Source organism: Pseudomonas sp. RIT623 (assembly GCF_004519305.1).
GTDB lineage: Bacteria > Pseudomonadota > Gammaproteobacteria > Pseudomonadales > Pseudomonadaceae > Aquipseudomonas.
Map to the genome: position 1 here is coordinate 42,027 of NZ_SOZA01000028.1, position 16,522 is coordinate 58,548.

Annotated in this window: 20 protein-coding genes; 5 read left to right on the forward strand and 15 right to left on the reverse strand. The window is 63.5% G+C overall.

Translation table 11 applies throughout. The features are described 5' to 3' along the window. Positions 1–13 precede the first annotated feature (13 nt). The gene (locus E3U47_RS17940; protein WP_134693020.1) at positions 14–661 is read left to right on the forward strand and encodes an ankyrin repeat domain-containing protein; all 648 of its coding nucleotides are present in this window, start codon (positions 14–16) and stop codon (positions 659–661) included. Positions 662–717: 56 nt separating this feature from the next. Here E3U47_RS17940 and pobA read toward each other — a convergent pair whose 3' ends face one another. Next, on the reverse strand, positions 718–1,905 hold the full coding sequence (pobA, locus tag E3U47_RS17945) for a 4-hydroxybenzoate 3-monooxygenase (RefSeq protein WP_134693021.1): 1,188 nt from the start codon (positions 1,903–1,905) through the stop codon (positions 718–720). Between the two features lie 169 nt (positions 1,906–2,074). Here pobA and E3U47_RS17950 point away from each other — a divergent pair, with 169 nt between their 5' ends. After that, positions 2,075–2,950, forward strand: coding sequence for a helix-turn-helix domain-containing protein (locus tag E3U47_RS17950; RefSeq protein WP_134693022.1), 876 nt, complete (start codon positions 2,075–2,077; stop codon positions 2,948–2,950). Positions 2,951–3,007: 57 nt separating this feature from the next. Further along, positions 3,008–3,961 (forward strand): siderophore-interacting protein, encoded by a 954-nt coding sequence (locus E3U47_RS17955; protein ID WP_134693023.1) that lies wholly within the window; start codon positions 3,008–3,010, stop codon positions 3,959–3,961. A 202-nt stretch (positions 3,962–4,163) separates the two neighbouring features. Here the strand turns inward: E3U47_RS17955 and E3U47_RS17960 are convergent, their stop codons facing one another. Then, positions 4,164–4,943 (reverse strand): helix-turn-helix domain-containing protein, encoded by a 780-nt coding sequence (locus E3U47_RS17960; protein WP_134693024.1) that lies wholly within the window; start codon positions 4,941–4,943, stop codon positions 4,164–4,166. Between the two features lie 112 nt (positions 4,944–5,055). On the opposite strand from E3U47_RS17960, the gene E3U47_RS17965 reads away from it, so the two are divergent. Together E3U47_RS17965 and E3U47_RS17970 are read left to right on the forward strand one after the other, a co-directional pair. After that, positions 5,056–5,952: an EamA family transporter gene (locus E3U47_RS17965; RefSeq protein ID WP_134693025.1), complete on the forward strand. Its 897-nt coding sequence runs from the start codon at positions 5,056–5,058 to the stop codon at positions 5,950–5,952. A 202-nt stretch (positions 5,953–6,154) separates the two neighbouring features. Beyond that, positions 6,155–6,337, forward strand: coding sequence for a hypothetical protein (locus E3U47_RS17970; protein WP_134693026.1), 183 nt, complete (start codon positions 6,155–6,157; stop codon positions 6,335–6,337). 117 nt (positions 6,338–6,454) lie between these two features. On the opposite strand, the gene E3U47_RS17975 is transcribed toward E3U47_RS17970, so the two are convergent. The 13 genes from E3U47_RS17975 to E3U47_RS18035 form a co-directional block, all read right to left on the reverse strand. After that, a complete protein-coding gene (locus tag E3U47_RS17975; RefSeq protein WP_256660303.1) occupies positions 6,455–6,835 on the reverse strand; it encodes a hypothetical protein in 381 nt (126 codons plus the stop codon). A gap of 369 nt (positions 6,836–7,204) precedes the next feature. Further along, positions 7,205–7,540 carry a hypothetical protein gene (locus E3U47_RS17980; protein ID WP_372239521.1) on the reverse strand — a complete coding sequence of 112 codons (336 nt, stop codon included), beginning with the start codon at positions 7,538–7,540 and terminating at the stop codon, positions 7,205–7,207. Then, positions 7,537–7,899 (reverse strand): hypothetical protein, encoded by a 363-nt coding sequence (locus E3U47_RS17985; protein ID WP_134693027.1) that lies wholly within the window; start codon positions 7,897–7,899, stop codon positions 7,537–7,539. The genes E3U47_RS17980 and E3U47_RS17985 overlap by 4 nt, the downstream gene beginning before the upstream one ends. After that, positions 7,896–8,327, reverse strand: coding sequence for a lysozyme (locus E3U47_RS17990; RefSeq protein WP_134693028.1), 432 nt, complete (start codon positions 8,325–8,327; stop codon positions 7,896–7,898). Before E3U47_RS17990 ends, E3U47_RS17985 begins: the two co-directional genes overlap by 4 nt. A 45-nt stretch (positions 8,328–8,372) precedes the next feature. Continuing rightward, complete coding sequence (locus E3U47_RS17995) at positions 8,373–8,795, reverse strand: tail fiber assembly protein (protein ID WP_167659505.1); 423 nt, start codon at positions 8,793–8,795, stop codon at positions 8,373–8,375. A 1-nt stretch (position 8,796) separates the two neighbouring features. Beyond that, positions 8,797–9,744, reverse strand: a complete 948-nt coding sequence (locus tag E3U47_RS18000) for a hypothetical protein (protein WP_167659506.1) — start codon at positions 9,742–9,744, stop codon at positions 8,797–8,799. After that, positions 9,683–10,282, reverse strand: a complete 600-nt coding sequence (locus E3U47_RS18005) for a YmfQ family protein (RefSeq protein ID WP_134693031.1) — start codon at positions 10,280–10,282, stop codon at positions 9,683–9,685. The genes E3U47_RS18000 and E3U47_RS18005 overlap by 62 nt, the downstream gene beginning before the upstream one ends. Further along, on the reverse strand, positions 10,270–11,310 hold the full coding sequence (locus tag E3U47_RS18010; protein WP_134693032.1) for a baseplate J/gp47 family protein: 1,041 nt from the start codon (positions 11,308–11,310) through the stop codon (positions 10,270–10,272). Before E3U47_RS18010 ends, E3U47_RS18005 begins: the two co-directional genes overlap by 13 nt. After that, entirely contained in the window at positions 11,300–11,689 is a 390-nt protein-coding gene (locus E3U47_RS18015; RefSeq protein ID WP_134693033.1) for a phage GP46 family protein, read from the reverse strand. The genes E3U47_RS18010 and E3U47_RS18015 overlap by 11 nt, the downstream gene beginning before the upstream one ends. Further along, positions 11,686–12,195, reverse strand: a complete 510-nt coding sequence (locus E3U47_RS18020; protein WP_134693034.1) for a phage baseplate assembly protein V — start codon at positions 12,193–12,195, stop codon at positions 11,686–11,688. Before E3U47_RS18020 ends, E3U47_RS18015 begins: the two co-directional genes overlap by 4 nt. Beyond that, entirely contained in the window at positions 12,192–13,301 is a 1,110-nt protein-coding gene (locus tag E3U47_RS18025) for a phage baseplate assembly protein (RefSeq protein WP_134693035.1), read from the reverse strand. The genes E3U47_RS18020 and E3U47_RS18025 overlap by 4 nt, the downstream gene beginning before the upstream one ends. Positions 13,302–13,304: 3 nt before the next feature. Continuing rightward, positions 13,305–14,564 carry a DNA circularization protein gene (locus E3U47_RS18030; protein ID WP_134693036.1) on the reverse strand — a complete coding sequence of 420 codons (1,260 nt, stop codon included), beginning with the start codon at positions 14,562–14,564 and terminating at the stop codon, positions 13,305–13,307. Continuing rightward, positions 14,561–16,453, reverse strand: a complete 1,893-nt coding sequence (locus tag E3U47_RS18035) for a phage tail tape measure protein (protein ID WP_134693037.1) — start codon at positions 16,451–16,453, stop codon at positions 14,561–14,563. Before E3U47_RS18035 ends, E3U47_RS18030 begins: the two co-directional genes overlap by 4 nt. Positions 16,454–16,522: the final 69 nt, after the last annotated feature.

The window sequence follows — 16,522 nt, forward strand, 5'->3', positions numbered from 1 at the left end:
AGGACCCGACACCATGCGCCTGTCCATCGCCACCCTGCTGCTGGCCCTGTTCACCGGCCTTGCCGCCCATGCCGAGCCCTCTGCCATGAATACCCAGCTGTTCGATGCCGCCCGCCGTGGCGATACTGCCGCCATCCACCAGGCCCTGGCCCAAGGCGCCGCGCTGGAGGCCCGCGACGACCAGGGCCAGACTGCCTTGCTGGTGGCCACCCACGGCAACCAGATCCAAGCCGCCAAGGCATTGATCGAAGCCGGTGCCGACGTCAATGCCAAGGATGCCATCCAGGACAGCCCCTACCTGTATGCCGGTGCCCGTGGTTTGAACGAGATCCTGCAATTGCCCCTGGCCCACGGCGCCGACCTGAACAGCACCAACCGCTACGGCGGCACCGCGCTGATCCCCGCCGCCGAGCGCGGGCATGTCGAGACCGTGCAGCTATTGATCGATGCTGGCGTCAAGGTGGACCATCTCAACCGCCTGCACTGGACCGCCTTGCTGGAGGCGGTGATCCTCGGCGATGGCGGCCCGCGCCATGTGGAGATCGTGCGCCGCCTGCTGGCCGCCGGAGCAGACCCGACGATCGCCGACAAGGATGGCGTGACGGCGCTGGAACATGCGCGCCAGCGGGGCTACCAGGCCATGGTGGCGGTGCTGGAGTAGATCACCTGGCGCATGGCACCGGATTTGCCGGTATTCGTGGCGGTGCTGTGCATGGCCTACTCCACCACCTCGAACGGCAACCCCACATAGTTCTCGGCAATGTTCGCCAACCCCGCCGCCGAGCCCAGGTAATAGTCGCGATCGGCCTCCTGCATCTTGCTGTCCCAAGCATCCTGGTGTTCGCCAAAGTCATGCAGCAGCCGGGTCATGAACCAGCTGAAGCGCTCGCCCTTCCACACCCGGCGCAAGGCCATCGGCGAGTACTCGGCCAACAGCTCGGTACGCCCCTCGCGATAGACCTTGACCAGGATCCGATACAGATAGTTGACGTCCGAGGCGGCCAGGTTCAAACCCTTGGCCCCGGTGGGCGGGACGATATGCGCGGCATCGCCGACCAGGAACAGGCGCCCGTGCTGCATGGGTTCGACCACCAGGCTGCGCAGCGGCGCGATGCTTTTTTCCAGCGCCGGCCCGGTCACCAGTTGCGCCGCCACATCCTCCGGCAGGCGCGCCTTGAGCTCATCCCAGAAGCGCGCGTCCGACCAGTCCTCCACGCGCTCCTGCAACGGCACCTGCAGGTAGTAGCGACTACGGCTCTGCGAGCGCTGGCTGCACAGCACGAAGCCGCGTGGGTGATGGGCATAGATCAGCTCATGGTTGACTGGCGGGGTATCGGCCAGCAGCCCCAGCCAGCCGAACGGATAGACCCGCTCGAACGTCTTGAGCACCCCGGCTGGAATGCTCTGCCGGGCCACGCCATGAAAGCCGTCGCAACCGGCGATGTAGTCGCAGTCGACCCGCTGCTGGCGCCCGTCCTTGTCGAAGGTCAGGTAGGGTTGCTCGCCATCGATAGCATGAGGCTGCACGTTGGCCGCCGCATAGATGATCGGCGCCCCGCTCTGCGCCCTGGCCTGCATCAGGTCGCGGGTGACCTCGGTCTGGCCATACACCATGACGGTCTTGCCGCCGGTCAGTGCCTTGAGGTCCAGGCGCTGGCGGCGGCCACCCAGCAAAAGCTCGACCCCTTCGTGCACCAGCCCCTCGCGATCCATGCGCGTAGCCACGCCCGCCTCGCGCAGCAAATCGACAGTGCCTTGCTCGAGCACCCCGGCGCGGATACGCCCCAGCACGTACTCGGGGGTCTGGCGCTCGACGATCAGGGTGTCGATCCCCGCCTGGTGCAGCAGCTGGCCGAGCAGCAGGCCGGAAGGGCCGGCGCCGATGATTGCAACCTGAGTTTTCATTGTTGTTGTCTCGTGATGACGATACCGACCTGGGACTGGTCCAGGCCCGGTATCTACTGTTAGGGTTAGCACCTGTATTTTTACGTGCGATCTATGGGTAGAAAGTGGGTTATCCGCTGAAAAACCTGCACTTTTGCAAAATACGTTCGATTAACGGACAGGCCCCAGCATGCCCAGCCCCCTCCCCGGCATCCCGCTGTTCCAGCTCTACGGTGAAAACCACGCCTGGCCTGGCACCGACCTGCTGCACTGCGAGTCGATCCCGGCGCGCAGCCGCCTGCACCACTGGGAGATCAAGCCGCACCGGCATGCCGAGCTGTTCCAGTTGCTTTATGTGCAACGCGGCGAGGCGCGCATCGAGATCGAAGGCCAGCACAGCCTGATCCGCGAGGCGGCGATCCAGGTTGTGCCGCCGTTGACCGTGCATGGCTTTCGCTTCAGCGCCGATATCCAGGGCCATGTGCTGACCTTCGGCACTGCCCTGGTGGCCGACCTCGAGCAGCGCCTGGGGGCGCCGTTGAGCGTGCTGGCGGCGCCGCGCTGCTACCTGCTGGGCAAGGATCGCCCGCGCCTGGGCGGGTTGCTCGACACCTTGCACCAGGAGTACCAGGGCAGCGCCCCGGCCCGTGCGGCCCTGTTGTCGGCCCTGGTCACGGCACTGATGGTGTGGCTGCTTCGCCAGCAGCCGCTGCAGGCGCCGCGCACCCCGCATGAACGCGACCAGCAACTGTTCGGCCGCTACCTGCGCCTGGTCGAGGCGCACTACCGCGAACACCTGGCGGTGGACGACTTCGCCAGCCGCCTGGGCATCTCCAGCCTGCAACTGAACCTCTTGTGCCGCAGCCTGGCCGGGCAGACTGCGCTGCAGGTCATCCACCAGCGCCTGTTGCTGGAGGCGCGCCGCAACCTGGTGTACACGCGCATGAGCATCGGCCAGTTATCCGACAGCCTGGGGTTCAGCGACCCGACCTACTTCGCGCGGTTCTTCAAGCGCCTGGCCGGACAAACGCCTAATGCCTACCGCCGTACCAGCCCGCGCGGCTAAATCACTTCGCGCGCCAGTCGTCTTCCGGCTATCGGTCATCTGCAACGAGGTACCCCCATGAGCAGCATGAGCACCCTGGCCTCCAACGTCGCGCGCAACCTGCGCAAGATCATCAAGGCCGACAGCGGCCCGCGCCCCTACCAGCTATTCGATATCCAGCTGCAGCGGCGCGAACGCCTGAGCCCGTCCCTGTGCCGCTTCGTCTTCGCCGGCGACGATGTACGGCAGATGCGCACCCTGGCGGCCGATCAGCGCGTCAAGCTGCTGTTCCCCGATGCCCAGGGCCACGAACCGGCCCTGCCCAAGGACGGCGACTGGCAAGCCGCGCGGCGCCAGGCCCAGCACCCGATGCGCACCTACACCATTCGCGCCCTGCGCGCCGATGCCGGCGAACTGGACATCGACTTCGTCCTGCACGGCGACAGCGGCCCGGCCTCGGCCTGGGCCGAACAGGCCGAGCCCGGCGACCGCCTGCAGATCGTCGCGCCGCACCGCCACGCCCAGGGCGACCCCGGCGGCTATGAATGGCGACCGCCCCAAGGCGTGCGCCAGTTGTTGCTGATTGGCGACGAGACCGCCCTGCCGGCCATCGCCGGCATCCTCGAGAGCCTCGCCGAGCTTGCCACCCCGCCCGCTACCCAGGTATTCCTCGAAGTCCCCGAGCCAGGTGACTGCGTAGATCTGCGCCATGCCCCCGGCACCGAGCTGCACTGGCTGGCCCGTAGCGAGCTCGACTGCCCCCATGGCCAAGCCATGCGCCACGCGGCCTTTGAGCTGGCGCGCCTGCCGCAGGCCACGCAAGCTAGCGCCAAGCCCCTCAAAGAGGTGGATATCGACAAGGAGATTCTCTGGGAACTGGCCGAGTCGGCCGACAGCGCGTTCTACGCCTGGGTAGCCGGTGAGTCGGCTGCCGTCATGGCGATCCGCAAGCACTGGATCAACGAACGCGGCCTCGACCGTGGCAGCCTGACCCTGATGGGCTATTGGCGCCACGGCCGAAGCCTGGAATGACAGCATTGCTCGATTTCATCATCGAACCACTACCGAGCGTGTCGATGCAGCCGGCACGCAAGGTAGCGCCATGATCATGACCGTGGTCAGCGGCGCCATCCACCGCGCACTGGGCCATCTCGCGCCTCAGTCCCTGTCCACGATAGGCCTCGGGCGCCACGAGCAGTTCGAGGACCATCCAGCTGACCCCGAATCGGGTGCCTCATGCGCCAAAGTAACGACTCGGCACCTCCCCCAGCACCTTCTTGAATACCGTAGAAAAAGCGCTCGGGCTGCTATAGCCGAGCGCCACGGCAACCTGCGTAATTGCCTCGCCATTGCCCAACTTGACCGTCGCGGCCAGTAAGCAGGCCTGTTGGCGCCACTGCAGAAAACTGATGCCGGTGTGCTGGCGGAACTGCCGGGTAAAATTACGCCGGCTCATGTTGGCCCAGCGAGCCATCTCGTCGACACCGATCTCAAGCGATGGTGCGTTGAGGAACCGCTGGCAGGCCTTGTCAAGGCGCGGTTCTGCAGGCAGTGGCGCATTGAGGTAAAGAGGCGGCATCCTGGCGATCTCATGCAACAGCAACCCCATCAAATGAGCGTCGCGCTCGTTGCCAGCGTAACGGCCAGGGACCTCGAGCGCCAAGGTGAGCAATTGCCGTACCAGCGCTGAAACAGCGAACACCTGACAGACATTCGGCAGCCCCACGCGCAGGGCGGCGGCCGGACTGACGTAGGTGTTGAGCATGGTGACCGTGCCACGCATCTGCATCCCATGGCGTACCCCTGGTGGCACCCATATTGCGCGCTGCGGTGGCACGGCCCAGTTGCCTCGCTCAGTGTTCACCGTAATGACCCCACAAGCCGCATAGGCGAACTGGCCGCGACGGTGGTCGTGCATGGGAAACCGCGCGCCATCGGCATACTCCCGCGCCGTGACCACCACCTCACAGGGGACCGCGTCATAGGGAGCAGGCTGGCAGGTGTTTTCGTTCATGGCCCGATTTTATTACCAATTGACCCTTCATTGAAAGCGGGCCATCTCGTTCACGCGCAAAGTGCCGCGACCGCCCGGGCCTGATGCCTGGGCACTCGGACAAGCAGATACCATGCATAGAAAACACTTGATGCTTGCGCTGTTGGTAACGGCGCTGTGGGGGCTCAACTTCCCCATCTCCAAACTGGCGCTCGCCGATATGGACCCTTTGCTCCTGACCAGCCTGCGCTTCACGCTGACGGCACTGCCCTGGGTATTCTTCGTCAAGCGCCCCGCCGTGGCCCACCGCTGGTTGATCGCCTATGGCCTGATCTTCGGGGTGGCGATGTGGGCAGCGATCAATCTCGGCATCGCGATGGGGGTACCTGCGGCCAGCGCATCGCTGCTCATCCAAGTCAGCGCGTTCTTCACCATCGGCTGGGGCGTGCTACTGTTTGGTGAGCGCCTGACCGGGCCGCAACGGATCGGCATGCTGCTGGCCGCGCTAGGGCTAACGGGTATTTTCATAGGCAGCCCTGGCAAGGCGACCACACTCGGCTTGGGCCTGATCATGATCAGCGCCTTGGCCTGGAGCATCGGCAACATCATCATCAAGGTTTCCAGGGTACGAGAGATCTTCGCCTTCGTGGTGTGGGCCAGCCTCGTACCGCCGCTCCCTTTGCTGGCGCTGGCCTGGTGGCTGCACGGGGCTACGTCGCTGGACTGGCCAGCCGCACAAATGAATGCGACCGTGCTCTTCTCGCTGATGTTCCAGGTATACGCCGCCACGCACTTCTGCTATTGGGGGTGGAATCTCCTGTTGCGTGAATACCCCGCCTCCAAGGTGGCGCCACTGTCGCTATTGATCCCGATCTTCGGCACGCTCGGCTCGATGGTCATCCTTGACCAGACGCCGAGCACGACAGACTGGTTCGCGATTGGATCGATCCTGCTGGCCCTGTTGATCGGCTTGCACAAAGGGCGCGGCAGGCCGACCGACCACGAGATCGAAGCGGGTGTCCCACGCTAGTGTCCTGTCTCGGCAATAAGCTGTTCACTTTTGCCGGTGTCTTGGGCGCCCGGTCGGCGTTACCACTCGTCAAAAGAGAACGTATGTCCAAGACAGGACACTAGCGAGGGTTGATTTCATCAATGACCACTATTGAGCGTGTCGATTTCAGCCGCGCGCCCCCGGCATGTAAGGTAGCGCCATCTCACACGGAGACACCTCCATGGCCAGCATCCAGATCATGTCCGTCGTCGGCAGCGCCGTCCCGCGCGAATTGCGCCAGCAAGGCTTGCTGGCCTGCTGGTACCTGATGTGCAACGGCGAAGCCATAAGCGGCCCGCTCACCTCCCGCGCTTCGGCGCAGGACATCGCCGAGCACTTCGCCCCCTGCGCGCTGCTGGCCTGAACCCCGAATCTGTTGTTGTGCGTTGCTCCCTTAACGCCCCTTGTGCCCGCCGTCATGGCGGGCTTTTTTTGCCCGTCTGTCCGCAGGGCAGCGCGGCGCCGCTTTCGCCAGCAACGCTCAGCCCTCGAGCGGCATCCACATGACGCACCCTGCTGCGGCCTGAGCCACCAGCCAATCATGCTGCTGTTTGCCGAAGGGCCGTTTCATGCCAATGGATTCACGCTCGGCATACCTAGAAGCCACCTTCACTTCAAGCTCGGTGGGCTTCGCTTGGCCTAACTGCTGGTTTTTCTGCAGCCCTGCCACGGCCCCCGTCATGGCCAGGCCCTGGCCCAGGCCATCGCCACTCTCCTCCAATATCGATACCGCGATAAACGCCGCATTCGAGCAACGATCGACCTTCATCACTTGTTTCTCGACGGCCTCCATGTCCTGAAAGTTCGAACCATGGGCCACGACAGATACCGCCAAGGCCACGCAGGCCACAACAACACGCATTGCTGATTTCCTTACCAAGTAGACGCGATATCGATACCGCGTTCGGCCACGATACTCATCAAGAACAACGGATTGCAAAGTACAGGATTAAATTTCCTTCACCTTGCGCCCTTTGGATATAAGGCATTCGACAGCGCTTCGGCCATACTCCAAAGATGTTTTCCGCGTTTTGGTGCGTTTCAGAGGGGGGCGAAACCCAATGAGACCAGGGGTTTCGCCGCGCTGGAATACTCTGTGCTACACGCCAAAACACGATCATTGGTACAAAAATTGGTACGAGCCACCCCTCCTCCGGCGTTCTGCCGACCGCTCCCCCTCTCCCCATCGCTACACCTCGTCGGCTGCTGCTGGCCGGATGCACGCTCTTGATCAGCGGCACGACTGCACTGCCGCTTCCAGCAGATTCTCGTACCCGATCCTCTGCCTGCGCTCGGCCAGCAGCGCACGCACTTTCACCTCCAGGCTGTCGCTCTTGCGCAGGCCGGCAGCTGCCCAGGGCGGCACCGCGACCTCCGGCGCCCGGCATGACACCTGCACCGGCACCTCGACACGCACGTAGCTGATCTCAGGCGCCGGCCTCGCAGCACATCCCGCCACCAGCAGTCCAACCAGCATCACCTGCAGGGCCTGCAGGGCCTGCACTTTTTCCCAGGTCCTGCAGGTTTTCGAGCGGCCTGCACTTTTTTCCAACACCTGCGCGTTCATAGGCCAAGCTCCTGGTCGATGATCGAGGTGGCCGCAGCGCACTGATCGCCACCGGTGCGTTCCTGCTGCAGGCGGTTCGCCGCCGCGTAATCCAGATCTGCGCTGGCCTTGGCCTGGGTCACCGCCTGCTCTGCCCTGGCCTGGCGCTCGTTCGCGGCCAGGGTCAGGGCGCCCAGGGCCTTGCCCTGCTCCGCTGCCAGGCCTGCGAGGTTCTCGCGCGCAGCGGTGCACGCGGCAGCCTCGCTCTGGACCGCGTCGAGAACCGGTCGAAAGTGGCTGGTGGTGACCCAGGCGCCCACGGCCATGCCGAGCAGGATCAACAGACCGGCGCCGGCGAGGCGCAGCGCCCAAGTGCTCACGCAGCCCCTAGGAACAGATCGCGCTCACCGGCGCGACGACGCACAAGGCCCGGCAGCACCTTGCCGCCAGCCTTGTTCCAGCGCGGGAACTGCTCAGCGGCAGCGGCATAGTCCCCGGCATTGAGCAGGCGCCGCAGCGTTGACGATTCAAGGTTCGCCGAGCCCAGGTTGTAGGTGAAGCTGATCAGTGCATCCCACTGGTTCTGATTCAAAGGCGCCGTGACCAGGCGTTGCACATCCGGCTCGAAGCGCTGCACGTCGTTCAGCAGCATCCGCTCGGCCTGCTCCTTGGTGATGCTCATGCCGGCCTTCACGCCCCGGGTGGTGCCGTAGCCGATGGTCCAGACGCCGACGGCATCCTGATAGGCCTGCAGGCGCAGGCCTTCGAACGACTTGATCAGGCTCAAGCCGCGTTGCGATGTACGCATTGGTTTTTCTCCAGGCGAAAAAAAGCCGCTCAAGGCGGCCAGGAGTTAGACCGGAACAACCGGCCATGCCGGTTCAGGCACGCTCAAGTCGACGACCTTCAAATCTCGAACATATGCTTGCCATGACTTTGCGCTGGCGATCTCCTCGCCTGTGGCATCGCCAAGCTGCAAAGACACAAGGAGAGGCGTCATGGCCGACGATGCAGCGGCGAGCAATGCGTTCTGCACTGCGCGATTGACGCGGGGCCAATCGATAACAGGCGGCGGTAAATCAACCCAGCCAGGAAGTCCGTTTACGGGAGCCAACCTCTGGCCTTCTGGCGGAGTCTGCTTCCAGTACGTGTCGCATTCTTCCTCGGTGAGAAGTACCGCATCTTCCGGCCAATTCTCGTCAGAATAAGTGCCATCGTTTTTCCACTCGGCGGGGATGAAAGTATTAAGTGCGGGCGAGTAATAGGCTGCAGACATTTCAGTTCCCCAGTGCAAGCCATACGAACGGGCAGGTTTTGTTGAAGACAATGGTCTGGTTTGAATCTCCCGTGAGCGACGCAGCAACGGCGTCATATCCATCAGTACTCATGATCGATGCGTAGCCATTCGTGTTGATGGTGCCTGTGCCCATTGCGACAACAAGCCGGGCCGCCGTGGGGAACCTGGTTGGGTAAGTGACAGTCGTCCGCGAGGAGGTTGTGCCTGATGCCGGCAGCGTGCCAACCCCCCACTGAACAATCAAACCTCCAGGAACATCTGGAACGCGAATGTAGTCGTTAGCAGCAAACGAACGCTTTGGAAGCCATGCGAAAGGAACAGCATGATTACTCTTGGTCGGCTCCGCTACCTGCAGGGCGCCCCCTGTGCTGCTTATAAGAATCCAGCTGTCAATTGCGGCAGACCACACCACTGTGCACTGCCCATCAGCTACAATTTCTCCGCCCTGAAGCGCAACCTTGCTCAGACCTAGAAGAGGCTTGGCAACCAGTCCATTGGGCGCAAATGTGCTGGCCCCGCTGTTCGCAGTCTTGGCTCGGAAGCTCAGCCTTAGACCGTCAGTGAACGCAGTAATAGCCGGCGCGTAGGCGACAACATACGTGTTGGCGATGCCGGTATCGACAGCAAAAGCGCCGGAACCTCCTTGCACAATCAAACGGATAGCCTTTAACAGTTGGGTCAAGTCGGCTTCGTTTGGCACCATGCCGGCACCGACGATGACCGACAGCAACTCGTCTGTGACTGCATTGCCCCAGGCTGAAGGGATCAGCGACCCCGGAGTGCCATTGACGACGTCTTCGTCGATGAACTTCCCGCCAACCAGACCGGCATTCGGCAGACTTTTTGGATAATCCACGCGGTATCCCTCAGTTGTAATCAATATGAACCACAGTGTGCGCGGGCGCAGCACGGCGAATGACGCATTCAAGAGCGCTCCCAGGATTGACCCCGAACCTCTCCCCCCAATAACTGATGCCGAATCGACGTCCCAACCTCTGCCGGCCGCCCGTATGCAACGTCCACAGGAACTGCGCATTCCAAGTGCCGAAATGCGCACTTCCAAACCGCGAACGCCCCCACCGCGGAGCACGAAATTCGGTAACAGTGGCATTCGGGTAGCCCTGGCCCGCGGCGAGGCTGATGAAGTAGGAAACAGTCTGGCTGCCGACAGCAACCAGGCGCTGCTGAACGGCCAGGCGCCGGTCCTCGAACGAAGGGGTCGCGCCCAGGCATGCGTCAGGCAGGCTCATGACTGCTTCCCATTCAGGTACCAGTTCACTCACGCCGGCTGCGTCCATCTCGTTCAGCGCGGCGGCGGCGCGCGCCTCGATTCTGGCAAACTCTTGCGATACGCCCTCCAGTACAAGGTCGACTTCCGGCACCAGCTCAGGATCCCAAGCGGGGCCCAAGGGCAGGAGCGCCCGCAACTGTTCCTTGTACTCTTTAGCTGTTCTCACGCCAGCCATGTGCACCCTCCGAACGTCAGCAGTTGATTGCTTGCGGACTCGAGGTCGGCGGTAGGTGAGACCAGCACATGGTCCCACTCGCCCTTCGCACCACTGATGGCCTCACGCATGTGACTGAGCAGAAGTGTCTCGCCGAGGCCGGCTTCACGGTTGTGCAGATCGGCCAGTTGCGCCTCTACCGCAGCCCGCGTGGCGGTCGTGTCCGGGTTGAGCCGGATCTGGTAGATCACCGGAACTATCGCCGGGGCCAACACGTATACTTCAGCCGTCACCGGTCGGCGCCCTTCGATGTAGGCCTTCACCTCAGAAAGCTCACCAGCGTCGGGGACGGGGTTAGCGTCATCGTCACGCATGATGAACACGCCAACGGTGCCAGGCCCCATGTAGTTGCGCACGCACCATGCGCGAGTGACGCCTGCGCATTCGAGCGCCCAGGTCTCGTAGTCGTCCTTGCTTCCGCCATGAGGAATCACGCGATAGGAGCGAATCACCCGCGCACGCAGCGATTCGACGCTTTCCCTGGGCGTGCCTCCGGTCAACCCTGGCGCAAGCACGATGAACGTGCCAGCGATGCCTTCCACCGGCTGAACAAGGGTCAGGGGCTGGCCTGCATCCGCATTACCCAGGGTTCCGGCGTCGACCGCCTCGACGGTGGTTTGGTTGGTGCCGGCGCTGGTCGTCACGCCAGTGGTGACCTTGTAGGGCCGGCCGTCCTCAGCCTGAAGCACGGTATCGATATCCAATACTGCGCCGGTGGCGGCCTGGAAGCTGACGGAGCCAGCCGCTGGGGCGGCCGGCTTGCGCGGCTGCTGCAGCCGCAGCGATGCTATTCGCTCGAGCGTGTCTTCGTCGGCGGTGTCGGGCAGGATCTGTTCGATGATCCAGTTCAGGTACCCATACAAACCGAAAGCAGTACCAGCCTGCGCCCTGGCCAGCACCTGGGAATCGGAGTGGCGTAATGCGTTGCTGCCCAGATCTGCCTGGGACCGGCTGATCAGGGTCGGTAGCGAAGGTGTTTCAAACGGCATAGGTCACCTGCCACAGTTGGTCCGAGTCGATGATGAGGGTGGAGCCGTTGAGCAGTGTCAGCCCTACACGCAGGTTGATGCGATCAAGGCCGGCGCGCTCGCTGGTGACGGCGATATCAAGAACCTGTCCGTCGTCGATTAGCCAGCGCAGGGCCTCATTGGCGTAGTACTCGGCATCACGCTGGGTGCGGTCGGTCAGCTTCACCCGACGCAGCAGCCAGAGGCGAGAGCCGATTCGGTCGTCAGCTACACGCGGAAAGCTGTCCCCCCACCAGCCGTAACGCTCTTCGTCGTCAACGGGGTCGTCTGGGCCAGCCCGACGCCAGGTGAACAGGCTGATCACCACGGTCCTGACCAGGCTCTTGTCGGTATCGTTCATGGCCCACCTGCCGGTTTCTGGGTCTGCCCGGTACCAGGCATCACGCCGCCGTGCACGTGATTGATCTGGCTGATGCCACCGGCAACCTGGTCGCCGGTGGACTCGATGCGCCCCGTGGTCTTGATGAGCGGCGTGTCGAACTCGACGGCTGTACCGGCCTTGACCTTCAGCGTCATGGTGTCCAGCTCGACGACACGCCCGCGCTTGAACACGAAGGTATCGCCCTCGTCGGTGTACAAAGCCACCTCGCCAGCCTCCAGCTCCTTCAGGCGAAAGCGCCGGTCAGCCACGCAGACCACCACCCCGTGGGAGCGGTCGCCGCCCAGGAACAGCGCGATGCCTTCGGCGCCGGACTTGGGATGGCTGGTGAATCCGTAGGGCTCGAAGTGCTCCAAGCCGTCCTTCACTTCACCGGCGGTCAGCCGCATTTGCAGCGATTGAAGCATGTTGCCCGCCGAGGCCAGGGCCACGGTGCCGCGGGCAATCATGCGCGTCAGCATGGTCATTTTTTCCCCCAGTCTTCTGGTAGCAGGTATTCGAAGTTGTCGCCCTTCTTTCCCTTCTTGAGCTTGCGGCGCTTGAGTGGGTCCGCCGGCTCTGGCTCATAGCCTTCGGGCGGCCCGACCACCAGGGTGGTGATCATCCCGCTGTCGCTCAGGGTGTAAGTGACCTCGGCGATGACCATGTCACGGTCGAAGCCGATCAACGGGTCCACCACCCGCACCACGGTGTTGTGTCGCCACAGCGCGCCGTTGCTCTGCCGCCAGCCTTGCACGGTGTAGGTGGTTTGCAGGGCCTTGCCCATGCGGTTACCGCGCTCCCAGTTCGCGCGCCCCTGCGCGAGCTCGTCAGTCATCTGGCCTGCCTGGTGGATGATGTGCGTGCGCTTGCGGGTGGTGCGGCTGTCGGTAACGGTGGCGGATACCTCGGCGGCTTTCTCGCCGAAGGCGTTGTCGGTGCCGCTGCGCTGGCCAAGCACCTGGTACTCGGAAAACACGCCGGAGAAGTCAAGCGAGGCGCTGCCGGTGAGGACGTTGTTGCCGACCTCTAGCCGGTCGAAGGCACGCCCCTGGCTGCCCACGTCGGCCAGCACCACCTGGCCCCGGGCGTCGTCGGTCGAGAAGGCGCGGAACAAGGTGAGCAGACGGTCGATGGACTCGAACGCGGTTTCCCCTGGCTCGATGGTGTGGTCTGACAGCCGAGCGGTTGCCGCGATTTCGCTTGTGACCCGCAGGTTGTAAGGCGCAGCCAGCGCGCTGACGATGGCCAGCACGCCCTGATTCTTCCATTGCCCTGGCTTGTTGACGGCGGCACAGTCCACTAGGTCGGCAGAGAGTGAACGCCCGGAGACCGACATGGTGATCTGGCCGGCGTCGTGACTGATCGGGGTCGAAAACACCCAGCCGGTGAGCACAAGGTCGGCACCGATGCGAACTTCGCAGCGCGATCCCTGGCGGATGGGCCTGACAACCTCTTGCCCAGGCCAGCGCCAAGTGATGCTGAGACGGAAGTCGCGGGCCTGGCGTTCGAGTCCCGCCGAGATCTCAACGTCCTTCCAGCCGCCATAGTCCAGGCCATCAACCGTCAGGGTTACAGTGTTCTGTTCATCCATGCCCTACTCCTTGGCGAGTTTCAGTGAACGCGGCGGGACGAATCCGGGGTGCCGGACGCGGTTGCGCTGCACCACTTCTCCCTCCCGCGTGGCATCGCCGAACCGGCGGTACGCCAGCACCAGGGCTGGCAGTGTTTGCTCGGGCGTCACATCGACCAGGCGCACCCCGGATGCCGCGACCGCCGTCAGGTGGTCGTTCAGCGCGTGGCGCACGTTAGTCAAAGCCTGGTAGTGAGCGTGATCGGCCTTCAGCGCGGCCTGCCAAATGGCGTCGTTGAGGTCGTCGCGCAGCTCGAGCACGTCGTCGGCGACCGGAACTTCCGGGCGCTCGACAGGCTGTTGCTCCTGCTGATCCAGCGGTGGAACGCTGGTCACGGGGCTGGCCGGCGGCGCAACTGGCAGATCAGCTACGATGTTGCCCACCTGAACCAGCAGCGCGTCCTGTACCAGGTTGGCCGTCGCCTGCGCGGCGGCCGAGGTATCGGCCCCGCCGGCCGGTGGCAGGGTGTCGATCGCCCGCACCGCCTCCACCTGCTGATTAGCCAAACTGAGGGATCGGCGATAGCTCGACCCTGAGCTGCCCGACGAGAACAGATTGAACGAACCGCCAGCGAAGTAACTGCTGAACATCGATCGTAAGCTATCAGGGGCGTTGACGATGGCCTGCACGAAGCCGATGACGCCGTTGACCGCATTGGCGATCGGTGAGAATTGCTGCTGCACCGTGGCGAAGACACCACTCACGCTGCTGCGCAGGCTGTTTAGGTTAATGCGCGCCGCGTCGACCCTGTCTATGGCAGACGAGTAGCGACCCAACGCAGAGTCGAGCAGGCCTTCGGAGGCCTTGGCAGCGCGTTGCTGGGTATTCGGCTTCGCCCCTGGGTACTTGCGCGGCTGGTCTGGGTACAACTGCAGATCGAAGCGCACCATACCGCCTTCAGCGCGCTCGTGGCTTACTTCGCACTCGCCCACCTTGACCAGCATGCGCCCGAACCATGGGTGCACCAATTCGCCCGCGCCCTGGGTCTCCAGCGCCTCGAGCAGCTTGTCGCGCCGCTCGAAGCAGTCCGGCCCGATGACAAAAGCCGTGAGCTTGTGCACCTGGGCCCGCTTGCCTAGCTGTTCGAAGTACGGCTCATCCCGCTGCACGAATTCGTGCAACTGGCCACGCTGCCCGGTTGGCATCGAAGTCCGGTCGACCTCGAACGCCACCCCGCGAAATGAGGCAGGCAATAAGCTATCCCGCCAGGTTGTTTCGGTCATGCCGGCGCCGCCCCCATCGTTCGATAGCCAACCTTCGGCTTAATCTGCAAACCAGGCTGGTTGGTTTTGGGTTGCTCAACTCGCGTACCCGGGGGTGCGCCGTTGATATTGATGTTGAGCTCGCCCCCCACCTGGGTCTTGTTGCCGGCCATCACTAGGCTGCCCGGGGTCGGTGCCTTGAGTAGTTGGCCGGTGGAGGGAATGCCCATAGCTGCCGCCATGCCTTGCTGTCGAGCGACGGACTGCGCTCCCGCGCCCGCAGCGAGCAGGGCCCCGTCGCCAGCGCCCATGGCCACGCCGTTGCGCTGGTTCTGGGCGTAGGACGCGCGCTGCACCTTCGCGGTAATACCCTCCCCGCCCTCATTGAGGCCGAGAAATTCCAAGTAGGGCCGAATGTCCTCCCATAGCCCCTTGAAGAATCCGACGATGGGTTCCCAGTTCTTGATGATCAGACCCAGCGGCGTCCACGATGCGATAGTTTTGAACATTTCCCAGGCCGGCACGGCATAGGCCTTGATCAGCTCCCACATCGCGGAGAAGAAAGGACCCACCGTCTCCCAGTTCGCGATGATCAGGCCGGCGGCGGCGGCGATGCCGACGGCGATCAGGCCGATAGGGCTTGCCGCCAGCGCCAAGCCCATGACCTTCGTGGCAACCGTCGCGGCCACAATCGCGGCGCGAATGCCAGTGAATGCCACGCCAGCCCCAACCAGGCCACGAACCAGGTTTGGGTTTGCCTCGATCATCGCAGCGGTGTAACTGATCAGAGGCCTGATAGAGCCGACAGCCTCATTCAGGCCGGGCAGAAGCGCGTCGCCCAGCGCTCGGCCAACGCCGTCGATGGTGTTGCGCAGCAATTGCAGGTTGTTCGCCGTGGTCGCCGCCCGCGAGGCGTACTCCTTGTCCATCGACCCTGAGTAACCCTTTTCGTCGGCCACCTTCTGCAGGTTGCCCTTGAGCAGGTCCAGGTTGGTCAGCAGTGGCGAAATCGCGGTAATCGACTCGCTGCCGAATAGCTGGGTCATCACCCCGGCCTGCTTGGACTTGTCGACGTCCTTGAGTCGGTCGAGGATGTTCAGCACCGCGCCCTGCGCATCGGTCTGCATGGCCTTGGCCACTGCCTTGGAGTCGAGACGCAGGGCCTTGAACGCCTCGGCCTGGCTCTTCGTCGCTGCCGAGCCCTTGGTCATGGCGAGCATGAAGTTCTTGATACCGGTGGCCGCCACTTCCTGCTCTACGCCGACACCGGCCATGGTTGCGCCAAGTGCCGCGATCTGCCCCGACGCCAGGCCCGCGATCTCGCCGAGCGGGCCGATACGGGTCACAATGTCGGAGATCTGCCGGGTGTTTGCCGGCCCCGTGTTGCCCAGGTAGTTGATCTTGTCGGCCAGCGCGACCACGTCGTCCTGGCCCATCTTGAACGAGGTGCGCCACTTGGCCATCATCTCGCCGGACTGGTCAGCCGTCTGGTCGAAAGCCACGCCCATCTTCACCGCAGCTTCGGCGAAGCCAAGCAGTTCGTTTTTCGCGATGCCGGACTGACCGCCCGCTGCAACAATCTTTGCAATGTCGCCAGCCGCCATGGGCAGCCGCTCGGACATGCGCCCGATATCATCCCCCATCTGCTTGAACTGCTCCGGGGTATCGAAGTCGACGACCTTCTTCACGTCGGCCATCTGCGACTCGAACTCGATGGCTTTGCTGATCCCGGCCACGAACGGCGCCGCGATGGCGCCGCCCGCGATCAGGTCACGAAAGCCAATCTTGCCGAGCCCAGTCTTCTCAAGGCCTTTCTGAAAGCTCGAAACGTTTTTGCGGATTCCCGCCAGGGTTGGCGAGAGCTTGTCGACGCCCGTGATGAGCGCCTTGAGCTGGAACTTGTCAGCCATCACGGCACCTGCTGCAAAGCGTTGATGCGCTGGGCATGCACCAACGATTCGAGGAAGAGATCTAGCGGC

What these genes read in the sequence shown, in the direction of transcription:
- E3U47_RS17940 (WP_134693020.1), top strand. Translation starts at nt 14, where the DNA reads ATGCGCCTGTCCATCGCCACCCTGCTGCTGGCCCTGTTCACCGGCCTT.
- pobA (WP_134693021.1), bottom strand. Translation starts at nt 1,905, where the DNA reads ATGAAAACTCAGGTTGCAATCATCGGCGCCGGCCCTTCCGGCCTGCTG.
- E3U47_RS17950 (WP_134693022.1), top strand. Translation starts at nt 2,075, where the DNA reads ATGCCCAGCCCCCTCCCCGGCATCCCGCTGTTCCAGCTCTACGGTGAA.
- E3U47_RS17955 (WP_134693023.1), top strand. Translation starts at nt 3,008, where the DNA reads ATGAGCAGCATGAGCACCCTGGCCTCCAACGTCGCGCGCAACCTGCGC.
- E3U47_RS17960 (WP_134693024.1), bottom strand. Translation starts at nt 4,943, where the DNA reads ATGAACGAAAACACCTGCCAGCCTGCTCCCTATGACGCGGTCCCCTGT.
- E3U47_RS17965 (WP_134693025.1), top strand. Translation starts at nt 5,056, where the DNA reads ATGCATAGAAAACACTTGATGCTTGCGCTGTTGGTAACGGCGCTGTGG.
- E3U47_RS17970 (WP_134693026.1), top strand. Translation starts at nt 6,155, where the DNA reads ATGGCCAGCATCCAGATCATGTCCGTCGTCGGCAGCGCCGTCCCGCGC.
- E3U47_RS17975 (WP_256660303.1), bottom strand. Translation starts at nt 6,835, where the DNA reads ATGCGTGTTGTTGTGGCCTGCGTGGCCTTGGCGGTATCTGTCGTGGCC.
- E3U47_RS17980 (WP_372239521.1), bottom strand. Translation starts at nt 7,540, where the DNA reads ATGAACGCGCAGGTGTTGGAAAAAAGTGCAGGCCGCTCGAAAACCTGC.
- E3U47_RS17990 (WP_134693028.1), bottom strand. Translation starts at nt 8,327, where the DNA reads ATGCGTACATCGCAACGCGGCTTGAGCCTGATCAAGTCGTTCGAAGGC.
- E3U47_RS17995 (WP_167659505.1), bottom strand. Translation starts at nt 8,795, where the DNA reads ATGTCTGCAGCCTATTACTCGCCCGCACTTAATACTTTCATCCCCGCC.
- E3U47_RS18005 (WP_134693031.1), bottom strand. Translation starts at nt 10,282, where the DNA reads ATGGCTGGCGTGAGAACAGCTAAAGAGTACAAGGAACAGTTGCGGGCG.
- E3U47_RS18010 (WP_134693032.1), bottom strand. Translation starts at nt 11,310, where the DNA reads ATGCCGTTTGAAACACCTTCGCTACCGACCCTGATCAGCCGGTCCCAG.
- E3U47_RS18015 (WP_134693033.1), bottom strand. Translation starts at nt 11,689, where the DNA reads ATGAACGATACCGACAAGAGCCTGGTCAGGACCGTGGTGATCAGCCTG.
- E3U47_RS18020 (WP_134693034.1), bottom strand. Translation starts at nt 12,195, where the DNA reads ATGACCATGCTGACGCGCATGATTGCCCGCGGCACCGTGGCCCTGGCC.
- E3U47_RS18025 (WP_134693035.1), bottom strand. Translation starts at nt 13,301, where the DNA reads ATGGATGAACAGAACACTGTAACCCTGACGGTTGATGGCCTGGACTAT.
- E3U47_RS18030 (WP_134693036.1), bottom strand. Translation starts at nt 14,564, where the DNA reads ATGACCGAAACAACCTGGCGGGATAGCTTATTGCCTGCCTCATTTCGC.
- E3U47_RS18035 (WP_134693037.1), bottom strand. Translation starts at nt 16,453, where the DNA reads ATGGCTGACAAGTTCCAGCTCAAGGCGCTCATCACGGGCGTCGACAAG.